20 protein-coding genes are annotated in these 26,328 nt (G+C 45.4%); 12 read left to right on the top strand and 8 right to left on the bottom strand.

Going from position 1 to position 26,328, the window contains the following annotated elements:
• Positions 1-125 precede the first annotated feature (125 nt).
• The 3 genes from BLR43_RS04205 to BLR43_RS04195 all read right to left on the bottom strand — a co-directional run bounded on the left by BLR43_RS04205 (position 126) and on the right by BLR43_RS04195 (position 6,083).
• Complete coding sequence (locus tag BLR43_RS04205) at positions 126-818, bottom strand: 1-pyrroline-5-carboxylate dehydrogenase (RefSeq protein WP_071001423.1); 693 nt, start codon at positions 816-818, stop codon at positions 126-128.
• Positions 819-829: 11 nt separating this feature from the next.
• On the bottom strand, positions 830-4,078 hold the full coding sequence (gene putA, locus BLR43_RS04200) for a bifunctional proline dehydrogenase/L-glutamate gamma-semialdehyde dehydrogenase PutA (protein WP_093069040.1): 3,249 nt from the start codon (positions 4,076-4,078) through the stop codon (positions 830-832).
• 709 nt (positions 4,079-4,787) lie between these two features.
• A complete protein-coding gene (locus tag BLR43_RS04195; protein WP_093069039.1) occupies positions 4,788-6,083 on the bottom strand; it encodes an NCS2 family permease in 1,296 nt (431 codons plus the stop codon).
• A gap of 548 nt (positions 6,084-6,631) precedes the next feature.
• Here BLR43_RS04195 and tolQ point away from each other — a divergent pair.
• The 5 genes from tolQ (at position 6,632) to BLR43_RS04170 (ending at position 12,353) form a co-directional block, all read left to right on the top strand.
• On the top strand, positions 6,632-7,354 hold the full coding sequence (gene tolQ / locus BLR43_RS04190) for a protein TolQ (RefSeq protein WP_058025342.1): 723 nt from the start codon (positions 6,632-6,634) through the stop codon (positions 7,352-7,354).
• Positions 7,351-7,812, top strand: coding sequence for a protein TolR (gene tolR, locus BLR43_RS04185; protein WP_058025343.1), 462 nt, complete (start codon positions 7,351-7,353; stop codon positions 7,810-7,812). The genes tolQ and tolR overlap by 4 nt, the downstream gene beginning before the upstream one ends.
• Positions 7,813-7,869: 57 nt before the next feature.
• A complete protein-coding gene (locus tag BLR43_RS04180) occupies positions 7,870-8,895 on the top strand; it encodes a cell envelope integrity TolA family protein (protein ID WP_227674245.1) in 1,026 nt (341 codons plus the stop codon).
• A 278-nt stretch (positions 8,896-9,173) separates the two neighbouring features.
• Entirely contained in the window at positions 9,174-10,466 is a 1,293-nt protein-coding gene (locus BLR43_RS04175; RefSeq protein ID WP_071001418.1) for a PD40 domain-containing protein, read from the top strand.
• A 480-nt stretch (positions 10,467-10,946) separates the two neighbouring features.
• Entirely contained in the window at positions 10,947-12,353 is a 1,407-nt protein-coding gene (locus BLR43_RS04170; protein WP_071001417.1) for a nucleobase:cation symporter-2 family protein, read from the top strand.
• Positions 12,354-12,459: 106 nt separating this feature from the next.
• On the opposite strand, the gene BLR43_RS04165 is transcribed toward BLR43_RS04170, so the two are convergent.
• Entirely contained in the window at positions 12,460-13,125 is a 666-nt protein-coding gene (locus tag BLR43_RS04165; RefSeq protein WP_093069025.1) for a TetR/AcrR family transcriptional regulator, read from the bottom strand.
• A 468-nt stretch (positions 13,126-13,593) separates the two neighbouring features.
• Between BLR43_RS04165 and uraD the strand changes: the two genes are divergently transcribed.
• The 6 genes from uraD (at position 13,594) to BLR43_RS04135 (ending at position 18,829) form a co-directional block, all read left to right on the top strand.
• Positions 13,594-14,115, top strand: coding sequence for a 2-oxo-4-hydroxy-4-carboxy-5-ureidoimidazoline decarboxylase (gene uraD, locus BLR43_RS04160; RefSeq protein ID WP_093069023.1), 522 nt, complete (start codon positions 13,594-13,596; stop codon positions 14,113-14,115).
• A gap of 117 nt (positions 14,116-14,232) precedes the next feature.
• Complete coding sequence (uraH, locus tag BLR43_RS04155) at positions 14,233-14,601, top strand: hydroxyisourate hydrolase (protein ID WP_093069021.1); 369 nt, start codon at positions 14,233-14,235, stop codon at positions 14,599-14,601.
• A 93-nt stretch (positions 14,602-14,694) separates the two neighbouring features.
• Positions 14,695-16,017, top strand: a complete 1,323-nt coding sequence (locus BLR43_RS04150) for a urate hydroxylase PuuD (RefSeq protein WP_093069019.1) — start codon at positions 14,695-14,697, stop codon at positions 16,015-16,017.
• A gap of 82 nt (positions 16,018-16,099) precedes the next feature.
• Positions 16,100-17,080 (top strand): allantoinase PuuE, encoded by a 981-nt coding sequence (gene puuE / locus BLR43_RS04145; RefSeq protein WP_093069017.1) that lies wholly within the window; start codon positions 16,100-16,102, stop codon positions 17,078-17,080.
• A 103-nt stretch (positions 17,081-17,183) separates the two neighbouring features.
• Entirely contained in the window at positions 17,184-18,302 is a 1,119-nt protein-coding gene (gene alc / locus BLR43_RS04140; protein WP_093069014.1) for an allantoicase, read from the top strand.
• Positions 18,302-18,829, top strand: coding sequence for an ureidoglycolate lyase (locus BLR43_RS04135; protein ID WP_093069012.1), 528 nt, complete (start codon positions 18,302-18,304; stop codon positions 18,827-18,829). Before alc ends, BLR43_RS04135 begins: the two co-directional genes overlap by 1 nt.
• Before the next feature lie 143 nt (positions 18,830-18,972).
• On the opposite strand, the gene guaD is transcribed toward BLR43_RS04135, so the two are convergent.
• The 4 genes from guaD to BLR43_RS04115 all read right to left on the bottom strand — a co-directional run bounded on the left by guaD (position 18,973) and on the right by BLR43_RS04115 (position 25,879).
• Positions 18,973-20,403, bottom strand: a complete 1,431-nt coding sequence (gene guaD / locus BLR43_RS04130) for a guanine deaminase (RefSeq protein ID WP_093069011.1) — start codon at positions 20,401-20,403, stop codon at positions 18,973-18,975.
• An 86-nt stretch (positions 20,404-20,489) separates the two neighbouring features.
• A complete protein-coding gene (locus BLR43_RS04125) occupies positions 20,490-21,509 on the bottom strand; it encodes an XdhC family protein (RefSeq protein WP_227674244.1) in 1,020 nt (339 codons plus the stop codon).
• Positions 21,502-24,075 carry a xanthine dehydrogenase molybdopterin binding subunit gene (xdhB, locus tag BLR43_RS04120; RefSeq protein WP_093069002.1) on the bottom strand — a complete coding sequence of 858 codons (2,574 nt, stop codon included), beginning with the start codon at positions 24,073-24,075 and terminating at the stop codon, positions 21,502-21,504. Before xdhB ends, BLR43_RS04125 begins: the two co-directional genes overlap by 8 nt.
• A gap of 97 nt (positions 24,076-24,172) precedes the next feature.
• A complete protein-coding gene (locus BLR43_RS04115; protein WP_093068999.1) occupies positions 24,173-25,879 on the bottom strand; it encodes a xanthine dehydrogenase small subunit in 1,707 nt (568 codons plus the stop codon).
• A gap of 206 nt (positions 25,880-26,085) precedes the next feature.
• Here BLR43_RS04115 and BLR43_RS04110 point away from each other — a divergent pair.
• On the top strand, positions 26,086-26,328 hold a 243-nt coding region (locus tag BLR43_RS04110), incomplete at its 3' end, for a helix-turn-helix domain-containing protein (RefSeq protein ID WP_143007410.1).

Raw genomic sequence — 26,328 nt, 5'->3', positions numbered from 1 at the left:
AGATAGCGGTTTTTTCTTATGCATATTACACAATTACTCGTTCAATACTCATAATGATGTATCAAACGCCGCTTAGTATTTATTAAAACCACTATAAACACTAAACGTGTTGGTCGTTAATACTATTACTCTGTACCAAGCTCAAGCAAGCTAGCATTACCACCAATCGCTGTGGTGTTAATCGTCTTAACACGCTCAGTGACAAAACGATGCAGATAATCAGGCGTTAACATCTCAGACAGTCCTTCCATATCAGTGACACTGATGACTTGAGTCAAAATACCATCTGTCTTTGCAAGCTCTTGACTGATGGCTTGTACTTCACTACGACTGCCAGAAACGGCCACCTGAGCAAGACGATCAATGTATAAAAGCGTGATGGTTTGCGAGTCATTAGCCACGCTCAATACATCTTCGCTAATACCCGTATCGTACAGGATTTTAGCGGCTTCATTGCACATCTCATTTTGGCTTGGGCAATGCAGTATGACTTCATTACCAGTCAATAATGCAGCCACAAGCTGACCTAGTACGGCCATTGCTCTGGCTGATTCGCCACCAACGACCATTGTCTTACCACGACCAGTGACGTACAAGTCGTTTGACTCACCTGTCGCACCAGTCATACGATGCGTCTCATCTAAGCTTGGCGCCGCGTTCAATAGGTGATTGAATAAACGCTTTGCTTTGTTGGCATCACCAGTCAATAGAGACAACTTTGGAATTGCCGCCTCTAGGTACGTTGCGCGATTGACCGCGCCAAGTAGTCGCCAAGATTCACAAACCTGGGCATGATTTTTTTTGAATTCAGTCGCCATGTTGCTACTCCTTATGCGAGTTCTGTTTGAGTGGTTGTTTGGGTGTTAACATTTGTTTGGTTGCTACCATTTGATTCTGAGCTAAGCTGCATCAGACGCGCAACATAGTGCGGGCCACCTGCTTTCGGGCCAGTACCAGACAGACCACAACCACCAAATGGCTGGACGTTTACGACCGCGCCGATTTGGTTACGGTTGATATAAGTGTTGCCTACAAAAGCACGGCGCTCGATATGCTCAACAGTTTTTTCGATACGGCTATGAATACCCATCGTCAAACCAAAGCCTGTGTTGTTGATAGCGTCAATCAGCTTATTCAGATCACGTGCTTGATAGCGCAATACGTGCAGGATTGGACCAAAGTGCTCACCACCAATCACATCAATACTGCTTACCTCGATTGCGGTTGGCAATACAAAGGTAGAGTTTTCTTGGCTGACAACCGAGCTTGAACTCATTGGGGTTTGAGCCAAGATAGTAGCGGTTGGCTCAGCGTCCATACGGGCGATATGCGCCTCTAAACCATTTTTGGCATCAGCATCAATCACAGGACCCACATCTGTGGCAGCGTATAGTGGATTGCCAACAGACAGCTCAGCCATATTGCCTTGTAACAGCTCAATCAAATCATCCGCCATCTCATCTTGCACGCACAATATACGACAAGCTGAACAACGCTGACCTGCTGAACCAAAGGCCGACAATACCGCATCTCGAACGACTTGCTCTGGCAGTGCTGTTGAGTCAACAATCATTGCGTTCTGACCGCCAGTTTCAGCGATAAATACAGGCAGCTCGCCACTCGCTTGAGCATGATCATTCAAGCTTTGATTGATACGCTGAGCAGTTTGGGTTGAGCCAGTAAATATCACACCTGCTATGTTATCAGCAGCCGTTAGCGCTCCGCCCACATCACCGGCACCTGTCACCAATTGTAGTGCTTCTGCTGGTACACCCGCTTGATACATGAGTTGCGCAGCAAAATGCGCAATCAAGCTGGTTTGTTCAGCAGGCTTAGCGACTACCGTATTACCTGCTGCCAGTGCCGCCACGATTTGACCCGTATAGATAGCCAATGGGAAGTTCCATGGACTAATACACACAAAAGTGCCACGTGGTTTATAAACTTGACGAGATGGCTTACCAGACAAATCTGTAAACTCATGCACGACATCGTCTAGGCGCTCTGCTTCATCAGCGTAAAAACGACAGAAATCAACGGCTTCTTTGATTTCATCGATGCTGTCTTGCATAGTCTTACCAGCTTCGACTTGGCATAGTGCCATTAGCTCAGCGTAGTTTTCTTCAAATAGCTCAGCGATTTTACGCAGTATTGCCGCACGCTTGGTCACGGCTACGTTTTGCCACATGCTTTGACCAGCGACAGCCACATCAATTGCTTGACGAGCCAATTCTGCATTGGCATATTTGACTTCACCAGCGCTTACGTCATGATTCCAAGGCGCAAGTACAGGCTGCGCATCAAGCTGATGGGTGACGCCATCTACTTCATATTCATTAATTGCTTGGCCGTTGATGATAGGTGTCGCTGACCATTTTTTATTGAGATGGCTATCAATAGCTGCTTTGAACGGTAGCCATTGTGACTCTACAAATATATTAGGGCCAAAACTTGCACGGCGCGAACCATAAATCTCTAGTGGTAGCGGAATATCTGGGTTGTGCAAGGTTGGGTTGGCAAGTAGCTTGTCATATGGATGCACAGTTAGTTTTTCAATCGGATACGACTTGTCTAATAACTGATGAACAAAAGAGCTGTTGGCACCGTTCTCTAACAAACGACGTACCAAATATGGTAGCAAGTCTTTGTGCGCGCCAACTGGTGCATAGATACGTACAGGAATCTCATAAGCTTGCAAAATATGGTCATAAAGTGCATCACCCATACCGTGCAAACGCTGGAATTCAAACTCTTTATGGGTGCTCATGGTCATGATTGAAGACAGTGTGTGCGCATTATGCGTCGCAAACTGTGGCCAAATAAGACCGCGCAGATGGTCTGATAATAAGAAACGCGCACTGGCAAGATATGCGGTATCTGTACCTTCTTTGCGTGTCCAAACTGGATAGCCTGATAGACCTTTTTGCTGAGCAAGTTTGATCTCAGTATCCCAATAAGCGCCTTTTACCAGACGTACTGGAATGCGATCGCCTACTTCAGAAGACAAACGAGCAAGCCAAGCCAATACAGCAATAGCACGTTTAGAATAACCTTGTACAACGATACCTAGGCCATCCCAACTAGCTGTTGAGTTATCACGGTATAGAGACTCAAACAGTTTTAAAGAAATCTCAAGACGATCCGCTTCTTCGGCATCAATACTAAGATCAACATTGACCTCGCGTGCCGCTTCAATAAGGAGCAAGCAGCGTTGACGCAATAGACCCATAACTTGAGCTTCTTGTGTCGCTTCATAGCGAGGATGCAGCGCAGACAATTTGATAGATACTGATGGCTTAGGCATACCTTCTTTGACTTTGACGTTGGCCGTCGCTTTGATCGCATGCAAGTAGTCATTGAAGTATTTTTCAGCATCTCTATGCGTGATAGCCGCTTCACCTAGCATATCGAATGAATAGGTATAACCTTTATTACGATATGGCTGGCTGTTTTTATTGGCGTCTTCGATGGTTTCGCCCAATACAAACTGATGGCCCATGATGCGCATGGCTTTTTGCATGGCACTACGAATGACAGGCTCACCCATCTTTTTGGTCATGCGATCCAAGAAACCTGATGCAGTAGTGCTGCTATCAATACTGACGACACGGCCTGTCATCATCATGCCCCAAGTAGAGGCATTGACCATGAAACCATTGTCATTTTTGATGTGCTTTTTCCAATCTGCCACACTCATTTTGTCATGAATCAATGCATCAGCAGTATAATTATCCGGCACTCGAATCAACGCTTCTGCCAAGCTCATGAGCAAGATACCTTCTTGGGTATCAAGGCTATACTCAAGCAATAATGAGTCAACCATCTTGACGGCTTTGCCATCGTTACGCACATGCTCAACCAGCTTGCGTGTCTGCTCAGCGGCAGCATCACGCTCCTCTGCACTAGGCTTGGCAAGTGGCAATAAATCAGCCAACCAACGCTGTTCATCAACGCTATATAGTGGCGAAATACGCTTATATAACTCTTCTATTGGCTGGGCAAGATACTCTGGCGACAGCATATCAACAGGATTGAACAAAATCGGCTCTTGCGGGGTAAACTGGTCTACTGGGTTCATAACAACTCCATAACTATCGTTTAAAAACCATAATAAATGGTGCTTTAGGAAGTCTGATCGTCCTGCATAACTGCTCGTAACCGCTATCAAAATAGAGGTTATGGAAGGATATTCACAGCAATAATCAAAAGACCAAACGGCGCCATCACAAAACTAGAAAATCCAGCACATGCTGGAGATGGTTAAGTAGGTCGTTCCACTGTTAAACGGGCTACGTTAACAATACAAAGGCAACAACGAAAAATTAAGCGGCATTAGTGCCTTCTTCTTGTTAGTAGTGAAAGGAGTGTGATGGCCAAATATCGCTTGAATGAAGTGATAAAAAAACACTTAAACAAGCCCAAACATACCATCTTAAATGTGCAAATTCACTGTAAGAAAAACCTCTACGGCGTTGATTGAGGTGATGCGCTTAACTCGGCTATAATATCATGAAAAAAAAATTCAAACTAACGCTTTTTTTTATTTTTAAAAATTAATTTTTCTTTAAAAAACAAATATTTACAAGCAATTTTTCAGTCATGACGCTTTGGTTATATTTTTTAGTTTACTATTACTGATTAATTATTACCAAAATTTTGGGTTTTAATCGTAACAATTTTGGGCTCACTAGTAAGCTAAGTACCATCTCCAAATAATAAAAACCCTCTTTACCATCAAGTGATAAAGAGGGTTGTATGGTTAGGTCTCATACCTAGCGCAATACGCCTTATAAGAAGATAATTTTAACCAATAGCACAAGAGTCAAAAGCCATACAGCAATGCTGATATCAGCGAACTTACCAGAGATCGCTTTGACCGCGGTAAAGGTGATAAAACCAAGTGCGATGCCATCAGCGATAGAGTATGTCAGCGGCGTGAACAGCAATACAACTACAACAGGCGCCGCTTCTGTTAAGTCGCTCCAGTCGATGTCTTTTAGGGTGCCCATCATCAGTACGGCAACATAAAATATGGCACCGGCCGTCGCGTAGGCTGGGATCATACCGGCTAATGGAGAAAAGAAAATGCTTAGTAAAAATAACACACCAACAGTGACTGCCATCAATCCTGTACGGCCACCTGAGGCAATACCAGAGATACTTTCGATATAACTGGTTGTCGATGAAGTACCAAGTAAAGAGCCTGCAACTGTCGCTGTTGAGTCTGCTAATAGCGCCTTGCCCATATTAGGAATATTGCCATCTTTGTCAGTCAACTTGGCTTGGCTAGTGGTTGCAATGAGCGTACCTGCAGTATCAAATAAGTCCACAAATAAGAAAGCGAAGATCACACTGATCATACCCACATCAAATGCGCCAGCGATATCGAGCTGCATCAGTGTCGGCGCGATAGAAGGCGGTGCAGATATGATACCGGTAAACTGTGTATAGCCCATTAGCAAACTAATCAGAGCAACCAGCAAAATACCAATGGTTACCGCACCTGGGACTCTTTTATAAGACAGACCAATAATGACGACAAAACCTAGAGATGCCAATACAGGACCAAATGACGTCATATCACCAAGAGCAACCAAGGTCGCATCATGATTGACGATGATACCTGCACTCTGCAAAGCAATAAAAGCCAAGAATGCACCAATACCAGCGACCACGCCGTTTTTGAGAGAGTTTGGAATCGCATTGATGATTGCCTCACGAATCTTAAAGAGGCTTAATAGAACAAAGATACAACCTGACAAAAACACCGCACCCAGCGCGGTTTGCCATGCATACCCCATACCTAAGACCACGCCATAGGTGAAGAAAGCATTAAGTCCCATGCCTGGCGCTAATGCCACTGGTAGTCGGGCATAGATACCCATGATGAAACAACCGACTGCTGCGGCCACACAGGTTGCGACAAATACGGCCCCTTTGTCCATACCTGCATCGGCTAAGACATTAGGGTTAACAAAGATAATATAAGCCATCGTCAAAAACGTGGTTATACCAGCGACGATTTCTGTTTTGATCGTGGTATTGTCACCATTAATCCCAAAATAGCGTTCAATTGCATTCATAAGTGTTCGCCCCCAACTGGCTAATAAAAAATCACCACTACCTAAAACTAAACATGACCTCAGCAAAATGGCGATGCCGCAGTAAGAATAATGTAGTAACAAAGCGTAACATATTAGACGAGTTGTCTTACAAACTCAATCGCTGATAATGTCTAACTCGTATAAAAAACAATTAAAAACACCACTTTTATAACGATAAAAAGTCTATACAAATTTGAATTTTCTTATAGTCTCTAGCTCAAATCATTTATGTATACTAGTAGGGCGTGTTGCCACTATATTGTTAAAATATTTGATGTATCGTACTTTTTGTCTGGTTAACACATTAATAATGACGTTTCTTTTATTTAGAAGTAAACTAACAGGTTATTATGTTGATGTCTCAGTGGTTGAGCGTGGTCTCAAATAGTCTCTTACTAAACCCGATTGCCGAGATCTTTACTGCGCTTAAGATTCAACGATAAAGTATGCTTATTATTTTTAGGGTTCGTTTGGTTTGGATGTCTTTATTTAAACCAGCTGTTGTCAATTATCCGTGAGTCCATTACATGCCTGAATCATTAAATATTATTGATCTTATTACCCAAGCCAGTCTATTGGTACAGATTGTGATGGCGTTATTGCTATTAGCCTCTTTGTTCAGTTGGGTCATTATTTTCCGTATGAGTGCGCGGCTCGGTACAGCCAAAAACTTTGATCAACAATTTGAGACTTGGTTTTGGTCAGGCGAAGATTTAGCAAAGCTGTATCAAGGCGTACAAGGCTCACCTGATCGCCAAGGACTTGAGCAGATTTTTTATGTGGGATTTTCAGAGTACCTGAGAATGCATAAAAAGCGTCAACCTAAAGATGACATCATCGACGGTGTTGAACGTAAACTGCGTGTCGGCTTGGGCCGTCAGCAGCAATTACTCGAGTCAGGACTGACGACGCTAGCGAGTATCGGCTCGGTGGCTCCTTACATTGGACTGTTTGGAACCGTTTGGGGCATCATGAACGCGTTTTTGGGACTGTCGCAAACCGAGCAAGCCACCCTAGCCTCTGTCGCGCCTGGTATTGCTGAGGCGCTGATTGCGACAGCCATGGGCTTGTTTGCCGCTATTCCTGCTGTATTGGCATACAATCATTTTACGGCAAAATCTAGCCGTCTTTATGATTCACGAGCACTGTTCTGTGACGAGATGACAGGCATGCTACAGCGCGAGACCAGTGTGCAAATCCCCGTTGCTAGAGAGACGCAAGTGAGTGCCACTCAGGTGAATGGGCTATGAAACCAAATCCCTATCGCCGTGAGAAAAAAGCGCTGAATGCAGAGATGAATGTCGTTCCCTACATCGACGTTATGCTGGTGCTATTGGTGATATTTATGGTGACCGCACCCATGCTCATTACGGGTGTCGATGTTGATTTGCCAAAAGAGCAAACCAATACCATGAGTCAGAGCCAGTTGCCCGTCATTGTCTCATTGACTGACAAGGGTGAGATTTTTATCAGTTATGAAAATAATATCGACTTGCCTATTAGTGAGCCTGAGCTAATTAACACTTTATCCAACTTACAGTCTCAGAGCGGTAATACCAACACTGAGCCATTGCAAGTGATGATTAATGCTGATCAAAATAACCAATATGGCGCTATCATGACGCTCATGGCAACTTTGCAGCAGGCAGGTATTGAAAAAGTAGGGTTATTGACTGGTGCGCCTTTACCGACGCCATCACTCCAATAGCTATACCTTCTATATAGGTATGTCACATCATAGCAGCCAATCCGATAAACCACGTTCATGAGTATCCATATCATGCATAATGCGCCTGCCGTCTATGTCCCCACCGAACCTGAAGGCAACGGGCTAACACTGCCTACATTACTCAGTTTGCTAGCACATGGTCTTATAATCGGCATACTGATTTATAACTATCAGACCACTGAGGTTGAGACTGCTGGTAGCATCGAGACGGTCATGGTAACTCCTGAGCAGCTCGCTGAAATGCAAGGACAGATATTGGCCAATCGTGCAGCAGCCAGCGCCATGCAAATGGACAGCAGCACCAGCGACTCAGCCAGTAGCGCTCAACAAGAAACCTCAAGTAGTAGTAGCTCAAGCGCTCAAAATCCAAGCCAGCCTAACTCCCAGCGTGTCCCTGTGTTTACGCGATCTGACGAGCCTGCCAGTCAGCCTATGCTTATGAGTGAAGAGCAACATCAACGCCTGCGCGAGCAAAACCAAGAATATGAGCGCAGAATGGCTGAGTGGGCAGCGCAGCTAGACGAATCCGCGATAGAGGAGCTTGATCAAGTAGAGCAAGACAAAAGAGAGCAGATGATCGAAGAGCAAAAAAGGCTTGGAGATTTTCGCCAAAAGCAAAACAATCCACCCAAGATCAGACGCCCCACGGCTAACGATCGTAATATACAGATTGATACCGATGGCTCTGGCAATGCAGGCCGAACCTTTAGTCTCTCAGATGGTCAATCAACCATCTCCGGCGAGACCTCAACCTCTAGTACTTCTAAAGGTAGTAGTCGCTCTGCCTCAAGTGGTAGTCGCGGTGCCAGCAATAGTGAAATCATCAATCTAATCAAGCGCAACTATACGCCGCCTACCGCAGCGAAAGGCTCTACCCAGCGTGCCACCTTAAACATCACCGTTAATGCCAATGGTGACGTGGTCAATGTCACCGCATCTGGTCCTGATAGCGTCGTCAATGAAGCTGCCAGACAAGCAGTGCTCAACACAGGTAGCCTACCAATCGATGCTGATGACCCAAAATATCCTACCTTTACTATACAGTTTAAAGGTAGCAATTAATCAGTTGCTAGCGTCTTGTATTATTGATAACGTGATGTTAAGCGGCTTTTATCGCATCGTTTTTTCATCTAAATATAGTAAAGCCCAAATAAAACTGATATAGCATCACAAACACACTCGATTAAATACTATTTTCCTTGCTTGCTGTGACTTCGTCTCCAGAGGCTACGAAAAATAGCCTTTAATCTCGTTGTGTCATTTTTAAATTGACTTATCTATACTTGCCTCATCGACTATAAAAATGACTATCATATTAATTTTAGGAGCGCCATTGACCCATGTATACTCATAAAAAACTACTAGCCTCTTTACTTGCGGGTAGTTCAGCATTACTTATCTCGCAAAACGTGCTCGCAGCCCCTGTCGTATTAGAATTGGACTATGAGATTCCTGTCCAACAAAACCAAGTCGCGTTTGTACCATTCGCAGGCGATTCTGTTTTGTCCCCTATTATTTTAAATGATTTGAATAATACAGAACTAAAAGTCACCAGCCAAAACCTACCGCAGCAGCCACGCAGCAGTAGCGAACTGGCAGGCACACTGCCAGTATGGCAAAGTATGGGCATACCCTATCTAGTCGTCGGCAGCACTCGTACCAATCGCGGCAAAATCGTCACCGATTACGAGGTCATCGATGTCAAATCTGGTCGCGTGATAGAAGGCAAGCAAAGCCTAACCGCTGACAATAACAGAGAAAGCATGCGCTACGCCGGTCACGTCATCGCAGATAAAGTCTATGAGCTGATTACGGGCATTCCAGGGGATTTCTCAGGGCGTATTGCTTATATAGAAGAAACAGGCACTGGCAAACAAAAAGTCTCTCGTCTAAAAGTGATGGATGCTGATGGTGAAAACGCCAAAACCATCACTGAGGTAGCTGGGTCTATCTTCTCACCAGCATGGTCACCTGACGGCAATCGCATTGCCTACTCGGTACAACGTGAAAAATCATATCCCGTCATCTACATTCAAAACGTCAGCGGCGGCGGCGCCAGTGTGCTAACGCCTTTTTCTGGTAGTAACTTGAGTCCGTCATTCTCCCCTGATGGCAGCAAAATCCTATTTTCTAGTAGTTTTGAGGGTAGCGCCGATATCTATGAGATAAGCGCAAGCGGCGGTACGCCTAGACGCCTCACTAATTTGCCAAGCAGTGAGGTGCAGCCAAGCTACGCTCCTGATGGCAAGTCATTTGTATTTGTCAGTGACAAAGCTGGATTCAATAAACCACAAGTCTATCGTTATGAGTTTGGCTCGGGACGCACCACCAAAGTATCTAATGGTGGCTATGCAACCAGTCCGCAGTTTAGCAGCGACGGAACACAAATCGCCTTTTTAAGTGGACGCTCAGCCGCGATTATGAATAGCAATGGTGCGGTGACGACCAACCTTGGTAATACGGGTATCGATGAAGCCCCAAGCTTCTCACCCAATGGCAAGCGCGTGGTCTATGCGTCAACCCAAGGCGGCAAAGGTGTACTAACGATTAAATCATTGAATGGTGGCGAAGCGTTCGGCAAATCAGGACAAGGCATCATCCGCTCACCCGTATGGTCATCAAGTCCAAAGTAATTTAGGCAACTGAATCACAACGTTAGAATTTACTCATACAAAAAGCCTTAATCATAATGAATATGATTAAGGCTTTTTTGTGTCATAAGCTGCTAGAAGAAAAGTGATAAAACCTACTTAGTAAAACCTGCCCGCCGTCTTATGCACTCTTCTTAGGTACCCTTCATTCGAACTCATTTTTCTTCCTTATTGTTAGTAATAAACCCGTAAACCGGTTAGTACCAAAAAAAACATTGCATTAACTTTCATTTTACCTATATCCTAAATAGGTCTGACTAATTGGTCAGGTTATTTAGATATTGGCCAACAAATATAAACTATTACTGTTGTCTATTTTAAGGTCGGGAACTTACCCCTATTATTTGAATCGATAAAAAACAGGTCAAGGATTGGGTTTTAATTTTTATCTAATGATTTGTTACGTTGTCTGATATATACAGCTAATTGGGTGCTAAGCAGTTATTCTAGGAGGAAACCACCATGAGTGAAAACGTTCCAGCAAATACTGATTTATTATATAGACTGCACGACCGCCCCAACCCTATCAAAGCATTCTTAGGTGCCATACAGCACGTACTTGCTGCTTTCGTTGGTATTATTACCCCTTCACTAATCATCGGTGGCACTTTAGGTTTAGGGGAACATATCCCCTATCTGCTAAGCATGTCCTTAATCGTATCTGGAGTCGCGACTTTTATTCAAACGCGAAAAGTAGGGCCCATCGGCTCTGGCCTTATGGCATTACAAGGCACCAGTTTTGGTTTTTTGGCGGCAGTATTGACCGCAGGATTTGTAGTAAAAAACCGCGGTGGTAGTCCTGAAGAGATTTTATCCGTTATCTTTGGTGTGTCGTTTCTCGGTGCATTTGTTGAGATATTTTTGAGTCAATTTATCACCAAACTCAAATCATTTATGAGCCCTATTGTTACTGGCTGTGTGATTGTCACGATTGGTTTGTCCCTAACAAAGGTAGGTCTCACTGATTTGGCAGGTGGGTTTGGTGCTGAGGATTTCGGTAGTATTCCAAACCTACTCTTAGGTGGTGGCGTACTCGTCAGTGTGGTGCTCATTAGCATTATTAACAATAAGGTTATTCGCTCAAGTGCTATCTTTATCGGTCTGATGTTAGGCTTGCTCGCTGCCGTATTTATGGGGCGCATTGATTTTTCATTGGTGTCTAAAGCGGATTTTTTCACCGTTCCCATTCCCTTCAAATATGGTTTTGGTTTTGATTGGCAGGCATTTATTCCCATTGCCTTTATGTACATCATTACCAGTATTGAGACCTCAGGCGACTTGACCGCTACCTCGATGATTTCAGGCGAACCGATCAAAGGCCCTCTCTATGAGAAGCGCATTAAAGGTGGTGTGTTGGGTGATGGTGTCAACTCGCTGATTGCGGCTGTATTCAACACTTTTCCTGTGACAACCTTTAGCCAAAATAACGGCGTGATTCAGATGACGGGGATTGCCAGTCGCTATGTTGGTTTTTATGTTGGCGGTATCTTGTGCCTGATGGGTCTATTTCCTATCCTTGGTGCGATTTTCACGCAGCTGCCCAAGCCTGTCGTAGGCGGGGTCACGCTACTGATGTTTGCCACTGTCGCAACTGCGGGTATTCGTATACTATCCACCGTGGATTTTACCCATCGTAATGTCTTGATTATCGCCACGTCACTAGGATTAGCAACGGGTATTGCATTCGTTCCTGACGTACTCTCACAGACGCCGCAATTTTTCCAAAACATCTTTGGCTCAGCGGTGACGATGTCCGGTATTGTGGCAATCACGCTTGATATAATCCTACCAAAAAACTACGGTGTAGAATTTGATACGGCTGAACAACATGCCGAAGATGGCTTAAAAACAGCGCAAAAAGTGGCATAAATTTGAATGTTTAGCCCTGTCTGAAAGTAAAACGAGGTGCCATAAAATTTGTTTATGCACCTCGTCCACTGTGATCGCTTAATCACAATGACTTAACTGTATATAATCATTCAAGTCCACAGCCTCGTAAAATAAAAGGCACTAGAAAATCTGCTGCGCGCGCTTCATCTTCTGCGTCATAAGCTGTTTTGTCCATCAGGCCGACAATTTCAATCTCAAATTCAGCGTAACGCTGGGTCGTCGCCCATATCAAAATTAGTAGTTGCAAGGGATCTGTAATCCCAATCTTGCCTTGCTTATGCCACTCTTTCATGACTTGCGCTTTATCATTTACCCAATCTTTCATCGTTGTTGACATAAATTCGTGCAAGTGAGGCGCACCGCCGATGACCTCAATGGCAAACAACTTATGACGACTAGGATTGACAAAAGCTTGATGCAGCTTGGTACGGACAAACTTTTCAATGACAGTTTTTGGATCGCTGTCCACTGTCATGGTCACCAAGCCGTCATTCCATTCTTCAATAATCGAGCGTAGCACCGCCATATATAGGTTTTTTTTGTTTTTAAAATAATAGTGAACGTTGGCTTTAGGCAGTCCTGCTCGATCAGCGATGCCTTGCATCGTAGCGCCGCGATAGCTTTGGAGCACGAACTCCTCTTCAGCTGCTGCCAGTATCAACGCTTGATTGTGCGCGCGCGTAACTTGTTGACTACGATGCGATGGCGCATCAGTAGTCAGGATATCCTCTTTCTGATTATTTTGAGTCATAACAATGGTATCTCACTCCAAGTGGCTGGTTCGACAAAATAGTCGCTATATTTTTGAATGTTTTTATATATCAATGCACAGATTTTCGCAGCATGAGCCACCAAATAAAAAAATTCTCATAAAACAGTTGACCAATTAGTCAGGTTTTAGCAGAATGGTAATTATAAATCACACGTATTACGACCAAAACTATACTGCCATGTCATTTTGCGGCTCAACTATTAGTATTTCCTCAAAAAATACGTTCTGTATCGTCAATTTATCATGATTAGAAAGCTAGCAACTTAAATACGCACTGTGGGTTTGCTTAAATAACAATGCAAACGTCGAAAAACTAAAAAATGAACCATAAAAACATCGATTGCTATCGCTAAGTCTAAGCAAAAAACCACCATGTATAAACCTTTATTAAACAATAGTTATCCAGTCCACATAATGGGCTGTCATATCAACAAAAAGGATATCACCATGAGCTTAACCTTAGCGCAATTTAATAATTTGTCTCAGGAAGTAGCTATTGCTCAGCTTTTAATCTGCTGTACCAGTAGCGTTTGGGCAAATAAGATTGCCAATGCGCGTCCTTTTGCAGATTTCGATGCGCTCTTAGCGAATAGCGACGCTATCTGGGATGAGGTACAAACCAATGAGGCCAACTTGCTAGAAGCATTTGATGGACATCCACAAATCGGTAATGTGGCTTCTTTAAAAGAGAAATATCGCAATACACAAGATAGCGCCGCACATGAGCAGTCTGGCGCTAACGATGCGGCAGACGATGTACTCGAAGCGCTCGCTAAAGGCAATCAAGATTATCTTGATAAATTTGGTTTCATTTTTATTGTCTTTGCAACCGGCAAAAGCGCACAGCAAATGCTCGATTTGCTCTTGGCGCGCCTGCCAAACGACCGTGCCACAGAGCTGGCCAATGCCGCCGCAGAGCAAAATAAAATCACACGTTTACGTCTAAGCAAACTATTAGGTAATGCTTAGATGATCAACAGCTATCAAACCACATTATTACTATCGATGTTTGTCCGACGTTCTACTTATCAAATACGCTAGCATCATTACTCTATTTACGTCTTTACTAAATACAAAGGAAGCCTTATGTCTGCCACCTTATCGTCACATATCTTAGACACTCATTTGGGCACGCCTGCTGCTGATATCGCCGTCCGCCTACACCGCGTACCAGACAGCGGAGACACGATACTGCTTGCGCATGGGACGACCAATCACGATGGCCGCGTGACACCAGATGCTTGGCAGTTTGAGTCAAGCATTGATGACACTGAGCGTCAGCTAGATACGGGGCGCTATACCGTGACGTTTGATACTCAGGCATATTTTGATGCCCAGCAGCTGACGGCATTCTATCCGCAGGTAGTCATCGACTTTGTGATAAAAGACGCAAGCCACTATCACGTGCCATTACTTCTGAGTGCGCATGGTTATAGTACCTACCGCGGATCATAACTGACCCTTATTATCAAAAAACTGTGAGCGAAAATCGTTATCCGCTCATAGCCATTTTATTTAGACATTGTCATATTAAAGGACACTTACCGCATGGGCGCCTATCTTCTCGAATGGTTGAGTTTATTTTTTCGCTGGTTTCATGTTATCGCAGGGGTGGCATGGATTGGTGCATCGTTTTATTTTGTGTGGCTGGATCTGAGCCTACGCAAGCCGCCACAGTGGAAAGCAGACAAAGGCATCTCAGGTGATCTGTGGGCCGTCCATGGCGGAGGGTTTTATGAGATTGCCAAATACAAGCTCGAACCAGAGGAAATGCCAAAAACGCTACATTGGTTTAAGTGGGAAGCTTACACGACTTGGCTGACGGGTGCGGCGATGATGTCGATCGTCTATTATGCCAATGCAACTGCCTATCTGATCGATCCAAGCAAAGTGCCTTTTACCAGTATCGGTGCCATTGCGACAAGCTTGCTGTTTTTATTTGGTAGTTACTTTATTTACGAAGTCATTGTGCGCAGTCATTTGGGCAAAAACGCCTTTATCTTTAGTACCCTGATTTTTATCTTGTTGGTTATCGCGAGTTGGGGTTCTTATCAGCTGTTTAGTGATCGCGCCTCGTTCATCCATATCGGGGCGATTTTGGGCACGGTGATGGTCGGTAACGTATTCTTCGGTATTATGCCAGCGCAGCGCGCACTCGTTGATTGTGTACGCCGCGGCGAAAAACCGGGCAAAGAAGTCGCTGAATTGGCACTGCAAGCCAAAAACCGCTCACTGATGAATAACTACTTTACTCTGCCACTCATCTTTACCATGATTAGCAACCACTATCCGATGATGTATGCTCATGAAAAAGGTTGGTTGGTATTGGTCTTCGTTGGCGTTATCACTGCAACGGCACGTCATTATTTTAACCAAAAACATTTAGGGCATAAAAAACCACGCTACTTGGTTATCCCAGCCATACTGACCGTATTATTAATTATTTGGATGCGACCTGAACCAATTGATCCAGCGCCTGCAATGCCCGCTACTGCCGCAGTAACACCTACGACAACTAATAGCACCCCAACAGCTACAAGCGCGACTACTAATACTGATAACGTTAATAATAGCAGTGTTAGCAATAATGCCGCCACTGCTGCTGAAGCCGTACCAGTGAGCGCATCAGTAGATGACGCTATGATGGATGTTGTACATACACGCTGTAGCACTTGTCATGCAGTGCAGCCCACACAGCAAGGCTTTGCCGCACCGCCAGCAGGTATCATTTTGCAAACACCAGAAGATCTAAAAACACACAAAGCAAAAATCGTCACTGCGGTACAAACTGGCTATATGCCACTTGGTAATATCACTCAGTTAACAGATATAGAACGTCAGCAGCTTGTAGCGTACGCATCATCCCTGTAGTTTGTTATCAATAGAAAACTTTCCTTGGCGAGCAATATTCAATTAAATATTTAAGGCTCTACGAGATATAGGAACATAAACAATGAGCAAAAAAATCATCAGTGATTTTAATCAAAATACATACCCACGCGACCTAAAAGGCTACGGTGGCAAGCCACCAAAAGCCAATTGGCCAGGCGGTGCAAAAATCGCCGTACAGTTTGTCTTGAATATCGAAGAAGGGGCAGAAAATAGCGTCATCCATGGCGATGGACAGTCCGAGCGCTTTTTGTCGGATATCTTGGGTACGCCCGAGTTTAACAACCGTCACCAGTCTATTGAGTCTGCATTTGAATACGGCAGCCGTGTTGGTGTGTGGCGGGTGTTGGATGTGTTTAAAGAGTACGGCGCTCCTATCACCACTTTTACTTGTGCTGCCGCTGCCGAAAAAACCCCGCATATTATCGAGCGCGTATTAGAAGACGGTCATGAGATTGCCAGTCACGGCCTGCGCTGGATTACTTATCAATATATGTACCGCGAGACGGAACGTGAGCACATCCGCCGTGCAACCAACATATTTGAGCGCATGCTCGGCAAGCAGCCACTCGGCTGGTATACGGGACGCGATAGCCCAAACACGCGCGAGCTGGTCGTCGAACAAGGTGGCTATCACTATGACTCTGACTCCTATGGCGATGAGCTGCCGTACTGGCTCAATGTCAAAGCCCAAGAAGGCGATCTAATCACACGCAAGCCGCATTTGGTCATCCCTTATAGCCTAGAGACCAATGACATGCGCTTTTCTTCGAGTCCAGGGTTTACCCATGCCGAGCCGTTTTATCAGTACCTCAAAGACAGCTTTGACACCCTTTATGAAGAAGGCGCAGAAACCCCCAAAATGCTGACCATCGGTTTGCATTGCCGCATTATTGGACGGGCAGGACGTATCAAAGCGTTAAAGCAGTTTTTGCAATACATCACCAATAAGCCTGACGTGTGGATATGCCGCCGTGATGAGATCGCCAAACACTGGTACGACAACCATCCTGCAACACCAGACAACACAGCCAACTGGATGTAGCTTTTGCCATTGCCTCGCTCATTGAATACATCGCAGTGTGTCGAATAAATAAAACAAGTGGCACACGATCAATTAAATCTACTATCAAATAAAAGGAATCATGATGAGTCAAAACACTTCAGAAGTGGGACAAATCATCTCAGCAAATAATCTACCTGAGAGCCTGCCAGCCTTTACTAAAAAACCCAACGTAGCCGACAGTCGCTTGGGTGCCAAAGCGCTATTTGCGACCGATGACTTTTTTGCGGATAAAAGCCGCATCCTAAATCCTGATGCGCCTATTTTTGTGGTCGGCAAATTTGACGATAACGGTAAATGGATGGACGGCTGGGAGACGCGCCGTAAGCGTCATTTGGGCTATGATTATTTAGTCATTCAGCTGGCGCGTCCGACCAAAATCGCGGGCCTTGACATTGATACCAGTCACTTTACGGGTAACTTCCCCTCTTCTGCCAGTGTCGATAGCTTATACGCGCCAGAGCTACTACAGCAAGATGAAACTGAGCTTACTAGCCTCAGTAAAAAAGACTGGGACAGTAAAAACTGGCAGGCGCTAGTGGATATGACGCCGCTACAAGGACACAATCATGAGTTTATCGAAACTGATAACGAGCAAACGGTCACCCATATCCGTTTGAATATTTACCCAGATGGCGGCGTGGCTCGACTGCGTGTCTATGGTGATATCCAACTTGATGCCAGCCTAAACAATCAAGGTGAAATGCTCGACTTGGCAGGCGCGTTAAATGGCGGTCGTGCAATCGCCAGTAACGACGCACATTTTGGTGCTGCCAGCAACTTACTGTTACCGACCAAAGCGCCCAATATGGGTGATGGCTGGGAGACGCGTCGCCGCCGTGAGCCAGGCAATGACTGGTGCATTATTGCCTTAGGTCAAGCAGGTATCGTGGATTCTATCGAGATAGATACCGCTCATTTTAAAGGCAACTATCCTGATAAAGTATCCATTCAAGCCGTCTACTCGCCAAATACGCCAGAGCAAACCTTGGTCACTCAAAGTATGTTTTGGGATACGTTGCTTGAGCCGCAAAAAACCAATGCGGATGACATCCATACCTTCGGTAACGACAAGCTCTTAATAGACCAGCCTATCACCCATATCCGAGTCAATATCTTCCCTGATGGTGGTATCAGCCGCGTGCGCGTGTTTGGCAAAGTAGCAGATCATGTTGGTACTACTGATAATACAGAGGTCAAATAATGAGTGTTATCTTAACGGCTCAGCCTTTGACCAAAGGCGACTTTGCCCCTTACGGCTCGGTTATCGAGCGCTATAGTGAGGAGGAGCAAACCGCTGACAACACTTATGAGATCAATAATGGCTATGCGGTTCGCCATCATGCGCTTGCTGCGAGTCAGATTGAGGGTGGCACTGTCGGTATGAGTATCTTTCGAGCCAAAAAACGTGAGAATCCGATTGCCCTCTCCGTCATGGAGTATCATCCGTTTTGCACGCAAGCATTTGTGTCGATGGAAGGTCAGGACTATGTCGTCGTCGTTGCCAAAGCAGGTACGCCGCCACAATCGCCTGATGATCTGGCCGTGTTTTATGCCAAGTCGCATCAAGGCGTACAGTATGCTGCCAACGTCTGGCATCATCCCTTATTGGCGCTTGGACGCGACAGTGACTTTTTAGTGATTGATCGTATCAATGGCGAAGGTAACAACTGCCATGAGATAGACATTACGGACTGGGGTGTGCTTATTGAGTTAGAAGACGTCAGTTAGAAAATGTCAGTTAGAAAAAAAGTCGCCAAGCTATCTCATAAGCACAGACAAAAAAGCACAGAACAAAAGATACAGACCAATCAAAGCCCCGTTTATGATATATAAACGGGGCTTTTTTGTGACTCATGTTTTTCGCCAGTTTATCAGACCGCAGATTTTCGATAGCGGCTCTGACCAGCAATTATCGTCTGCTCAATCACTCTATCATCACCCAGCATAATCAGCACAAATAACTGCTCTTCAAGGGTTTTGGTCTGCGCCATACGCCGCTCTAACAATGCTGTGGCCTTCATATCAATCACGACAAAGTCCGCTTCTTTACTGGGCATAAAGTTACCAATCTTATCATCTAATAGTAGCGACTGCGCATTGCCCAAAGTGATCTGATACAACCCTTGGTGTGCTGATAATTGATTACTTTGTAGTTGCTGGACTTTGTATGCCTCTGATAACGTCGTGAGCATCGATAAGCTCGTGCCTGCTCCAACGTCGGTGGCGATACTAACACCGGTATAACTTAACGTCTTTGGTAAATCGAACAGCCCACTACCCAAAAACAGATTGGACGTTGGACAATGTGATATCTGCGTGCCAGTCGCGCGTAGACGCTCGTATTCTGGTGTCTCAAGGTAGATACCATGCGCCAAGGTGGTACGGCGGCCCAGTAATCCCATATCATCATAGACGTCGAGGTAGCCTTTATGATTGGGATACAGCTCCTGCACAAAAGCCACCTCATCACGGTTTTCTGCCAGATGCGTTTGCAAATACACACTGTCATGGCTGGCATACAACTCACCTGCCAGACGTAATTGTGTAGGGCTCGACGTAATCGCAAAGCGCGGGGTAATGGCCACATGCTGACGCCCGCGCTCATGCCAATTATCAATGATATTTTGAGTGTCACGGATACTTTGCTCAGCAGGCACACATAGCGGCTCAGGCGCATTTTGGTCCATCAAGACATTACCCGTGATCATACGCGTATTGAGCCTGTGGCTTTCAGCAAAAAACGCCTCGGCAGATAACGGATGACTGGTTGCAAAAACCATCGCACTGGTCGTGCCATTGGCAAGTAATTGGTTCAAAAAAAACTGCGCGGTATCATGCGCTATTTTTGGATCACCAAAGTTGGCTTCCGTCACAAAAGTATAATTATTGAGCCAATCAAGCAGTTGCTCACCATAAGCGGCAATCATATCTATCTGCGGATAGTGCACATGGGTATCGATAAAACCCGGCATGATGAGTTTGTGCCGATGGTCATGAATCTGTACTGGTTCTTGACTGTCATTAGTAGCGGTCAGCACATAATTTGCTAGCATCGCCTCTCGACTGCCATAATTGATAACCAGTCCAGTCTCATCATCAATAACAAGTGCACCGTCGGCAATATACTCAGGGTAAACACGCACGCCTGCAACTACTGGAAGCAACGTTGTATCTTTATCAACGGTCAGATTTACGAGAAAGTCAGGAATTCTAGTATCGGATAATTCAGCAGCCGTACGCTTAGCAAGGTCATCTTCGCTAATATAATGTAATAAATGAGCTTGATAAATATGTAGGGTCATTTGGTAGTCTCACAATGGCGTAGTAGTACTGAGCGTTTAAATTATTTAATGAAAAATGACACGGCTTCATGAAGTAATTAGTCCCTTCAAAGAGCAACCTGATGATAACGTTGTAATAGCTGTGCCGCGATAGATACAGCCACCGCCATTGGCTCTTTGCCGCCGATGGGTAATCCGATTGGCATGATGAGCTGATTGACTAGTTGCTCACTATAGCCACGCTGAATCAAACGGTCTCTAAAACGCTTGGCTTTGGTGGATGAGGCAATACAGCCAATATAAGGTAATGAGATATCTGAGCGCTTACTATCAGCTAAGCAGATATCAGAAGTAGTATCTAATGCTGCGCGCACCAGCTCAAAATCCACACTATGGTCATGCGTCATAACCAAAATAAAACGCTGACCACCCTGCTCGATAAATGGACGCACAAAATCGACAGGATCGTCATCGATATGCGCACGGATATGCCTTGGTAGCTGATAGAGTTGTGATTGATTCGGTGTGGGGTTTTGGTAGGCACTGTTGCCTGCTTGGCCCGTTTCACTGGAGTTGGTTTTATCAATCAAGTAACGCTCAAACATCTCTGGGCGACTGTCTACCCAATCTACCTGACATGGCAATTCAGCAAGGATAGTCATGAGCGCTGATGCCACATGACCTGCTCCAAATACCAGTACTGTCATCGGCGGCGTCACGTTAAAGCATTCGAACATAACAGTGACGCTACCACCGCAGCATTGGGCCAATTTCGCACCCAGTGGGTAATGCTTAGTATAAACCGCGTCTCGGCGTACCGCTTTAGAAGGAGCTGACGCGCTTGTCTCATTAGCTTCAGAAACTTTTGGTTTGACTTGTTTGGATACCGTGGTGGATATCTCGCCACTTAATAGCTGACGAGCAGTAGTAATCACATCGTGCTCTAGACCGCCGCCACCCAGCGTATCTACGATACCATCCTGCGTGATAATCATCTTTGCCTGTAGTGCACGCGGGGCCGAACCATTCACAGCCACGACCGTTGCCAACACATGAGCCATGCCGCGCTGCTGATATCGCGCTAGACCTTCATACCAGATAACTGGTGGGACCAATGACTCACTCACTGTGCGCAGGACCTCTTGCCCCTGCAACATTTGGGTGCTCTATCGCCTCTGGCTGCTCATCGGTCTGTTTGCCGGCTACCTCTTTTGGATCGATATCTTTGGCATGACGCACATCTTGCGGCATGACTTTGTCGTTATAGAGACCGCCCTTTTCTTCTATACCTTCAACAAGACTATCCATCGTATCCTTGTCCGCTTTGGTCTCTAGATCCCAAGACGACCCTTCCATACGCATAACTGCTTTTAATACGGCTTCTGGGGTCGCAGGCATGGTCAATTCTGGATTTTTTTGATAATTACCAAGGCTAGCCACCGCGTTATTGATAGCGCACCAGACACTGGCAGCCAACATAAACGGCGGCTCACCAACGGCTTTAGAATTATAGATAGTTTGTTCTTCGTTTTTGCGATCGTATAGTTTCACATTCCACTGCTTAGGCAAGTCATGCGCCGTTGGAATTTTATAATTGGCAGGACTATCGGATGCAAGCTTTCCTTTATCATTCCAGATCAGCTCTTCTGCTGTGATCCAGCCCATACCTTGCACAAAACCGCCCTCAATCTGACCGATGTCAATGGCAGGATTGATCGATTGTCCTGCATCATGCAGCACATCACAGCGCAGCACTTTGTACTCACCTGTCAGCGTATCAATCTCAACCTCAGCACAAGCTGCACCTAGCGCAAAGTAGAAAAACGGACGTCCCCATGCTTTAGAGCGATCATAAAATATCTTCGGCGTTTTATAGTAGCCAGTAGACGATAGGCTGATGCGATTTTGATACGACAGCTGAATCATTTCGGCAAAGGTTAGTGTCTTTTTATCACCGATATAGACGTGGTTTTTTTCAAAGCGTATGTCTTCTTGTGACACCTCAAAATGCTCAGCAGCAAATTCAACAATGCGCGCTTTGATACTTAAGCAAGCATTTTGCGCTGCTTTACCGTTGATATCGGTACCTGATGACGCGGCAGTTGGTGAGGTATTAGGTACCTTATCCGTACGAGTCGCTGACACTTTTACTGTATCTAGATCCACATCGAACTCATTGGCGACAATTTGGGCGATTTTGATATACAGACCTTGCCCCATCTCCGTCCCACCATGATTGAGGTGGATGCTGCCATCGGTATAAATATGTACCAGCGCACCCGCCTGATTGAGCGTCTGCACCGTAAATGAAATACCGAATTTTACGGGCGTTAGCGCGATACCTAAACGCTTGTCACTACCTTCTGCGGCGGCTTTTTGATTGAATTCTATAATTTGCTGACGGCGCTTGTCGTAATCGCAATCCGCTGCCAGTTTGGTCATGATGTTTGCTAAATCGAAATGTTCAATGGTCTGACCGTAATGGGTGCTTTGACCATCTTGATATAAGTTTGCTAAGCGCACTTGCAGCGGATCTTGCCCCAAGGTATAGGCAATATGGTCCATCATATATTCAGCGGTCATTAGCCCTTGTGGACCACCAAATCCTCGATAGGCCGTATTGGATACGGTATGCGTCTTACAGCGATGACCCGCCACACGAGCCGCTGGATAATAATAGGCATTATCACAGTGGAACATCGCTCTATCGACGATGGCATCAGATAGGTCTGGCGCATAACCGCACAGACCAGCCAATTGCATATCGACGCCCAATATACGCCCAGACTTATCTAAGCCAACCTCATAACGATTGGCAAACTCATGACGCTTACCGGTCACGACCATATCATCTTGGCGATCTAACCGCATACTGACAGGAACGTTATGGCGCTTGGCAACGATACCGCACAGACACGCCCATGCCGCGGCTTGCGTTTCTTTACCACCAAAACCACCACCCATACGGCGTACGACCGTATTGACCGCATGAAAGGGCAAATCCGTCACTTCGGCGACGAGCTGCTGCACTTCACTTGGATGCTGTGACGACGTATACACTTCCAGCCCGCCATCATCACAAGGCACTACATAAGATACTTGTCCTTCAAGATAAAAGTGCTCTTGCCCGCGCATATGAATATGACCTTCAATACGAATCGGTGCACTCTCAAGCGCCGTCGCCGCATCACCACGCTTCATAAAATGACTCGGACGCACAAATAACTCTTGCTCTAGCGCTTTATCAATACTAAGTACCGCTGGCAATGGCTCATATTCTACTACTGCCTTGGTAGCCGCCTTTTTGGCAGCGCGATGGCTGGTTGCCACCACCACAAATAGCGTCTGACCGACATACTCTGTAATGTCATTCACCATCAGTGGCTCACCATCAAACACCGCACCGATATCTGTCTGCGCCGGTAAATCTTTAAAACTTAAAACATCAACGACCCCATCAGCCTCTCTGACAGCACTCAAATCCATACCTAATATACGTGCATGAGCGTGGCTGCTTTTACCTACTGCTAGATGTAGCGTGCCTTGTGGTTTGGTAATATCATCCACATAAGTTGCCGTCCCCATCACATGGGTGATCGCACTGTCATGCTTGGCTGACGTGCCAATCTTGTTTTTTGGCGGACGCACGCGGCGGATACTATAACTGTCAAATAAAGACGAATGATGGCTCATAGCAAATCTCTTCTATTAGTACGCATTTACTGATGCGCTTTTTTATTTCTGACAAATACACTCATGACGCAGTATTGATACTCAATTACGCTGACAGTCAAGCGCTCTCAGCCTGCATCTCTGCTACTAAATGTTTACCGCACTTCACCAGTAGACGCTGCACCACATGCATGCGATATTCACGGCTGGCTCTGACATCCGTCATTGGTGTGACATCTGCAGATAACACCTGTGCTGCTTGCTCAAAACTTGCAATATCAGTAGCTTGACCAATAAGCGCTTGCTGACAGTGCACCGCAAGCAGTGGTATCGCTGCCATGCCACCGAGCCCAAGCTTTACATTGTCGATAATTGCACCATCTGCTGACACATCAAGCCGCGCCGCAAGCAAGCACGCTGAGATATCATCTTCGTAGCGTTTGCTAATCTTATGGATAAATAAATGCTGATGATCTTGCATCAAAGGAATATGAATAGCGACAATATAACTGCCTGCTTGCAACTTGGTCTTTTTATAATCTAAGAAAAATGCTGATAACGGTATGATTTCATCCGTATAAACCGAATCACTACTATCTAAATCTTTACCTGACTCTTCACGATTCGGCGCGCAATGACGCAAATGAATTGACGCATCTAACGCCAAGAGAATCGGTGGCAAATCACCAATCGGGGATGCGTTGGCGATATTACCGCCGATGGTGCCCATATTACGAATTTGCGGAGAGGCAATGCGCTCAAACACTTGCGCAAAGCGTGGAAAATACTGCTCAAGCACAGGGAGCATTTGCTGATAGCTCATGCCAGCCCCTAGCACTAGCGACTGACTTTGAGTTTGTTCGTCAGTCGATGTGTTACTATTTGCATCTGATAGCGACCAAGACTTTAGCGCCTCAATACCTGAGAGCTGAATAATGATCTCGTGATCGATTAGATGCTGCGTCACACTCAATCCCAAATCCGTACCACCTGCCCAGATCGTCGCCTGCGGATTAGCTGCTAATATTTGATTAAGCTCGTCTAGTGACTTGGGTATATATAACCGTCGCCCAGCATCATTGAGTGCAGGGGCAATAGCTGTTGACTCTACATTGTCCGACTCGGCTTCAGCTGGCGCATTTGCAGATACTGCTGATTCCTTTGTACTACCCATCGCGTCTGTTGCGAGACTGATAGTCAAGTCTTTCACCACCGACTGCTCTGCCTCTCTTTTCTGACCGATATCGCTCATCAGTAGGCCTGCCTCGATAATCGGACGATAGCCTGTACAGCGACATAAATTGCCCGATATTGACGCAACCACTTCATCATAGCTCAACTGCTTAGCATCACTCTGACTTGCTGCTTCCGAACTTGTCTGCAAACGATTATTTTCGTAGACGCAGGCCAGTGACATGACAAACCCAGGGGTACAAAAACCACACTGCGATCCGTGACACTCAACCATCGCCTGCTGTGCTGGATGCAGCAAAGCACGTTCTGGATGATGCTCAGGATTGTCCGCCAAGTAGGACGCTGTCATAAGATGATGACCGTCCATCAGCGACAATAGCGTAATACAGGAGTTAATCGTATAGAATGGAGGCGTAGCATTTTTTTCGTTGCCATTTTCATCATTAAGCGTTTGCTGGATAGTGCTAGGCAGGCGTTGAGCCATTACCGTACAAGCACCGCAATCACCACTGCCGCAGCCTTCCTTCGTATCCGTTTGGCCTTCATGCAATCGTAGATACTCAAGCACTGTCGTATTGGGGTTAAGCTGGGTTAGCTCATGGTATTTTCCATTGAGATAAAAACTAATCATAGCAAGGCTCGGCTAAAATAATGAAAGTGAGTATAAGACTGAGAAGCATTAGTGGTTTGAGTACGAAAGGTAAACGCTTAATCTATATTTTGCTGCAACCGCTCAAGTAAGTTTATCGGCAAGTACGTTTTTAGTTTTTAATAGACCTCTTGCAAAAGTAGCAAAGGGAATTAAAATAGGAAGACACTCATAACTTTTTAGGAACCATGCCAAACATAAATAAGCTACTCAAACAAAGTGACGCTGGTTTTAAACGCTACACTGGCATTCATAAAGCCACCTTTTATGACATGCTTGAGGCCATGCAAGAGCATGAAGCATCTAAGACCAAATCAGGCAGACCAAGTGTGCTCAGTCTTAAAGCACAAATACTATTAGCCCTGACTTATTGGCGTGAATACCGCACGCTTTATCATATCAGTATGGACTTTGGTATTCATGAGTCTTCT

This window comes from Psychrobacter pacificensis, from assembly GCF_900101915.1.
GTDB lineage: Bacteria > Pseudomonadota > Gammaproteobacteria > Pseudomonadales > Moraxellaceae > Psychrobacter > Psychrobacter pacificensis.
This window is presented reverse-complemented; position numbering and strand designations above follow the sequence as displayed.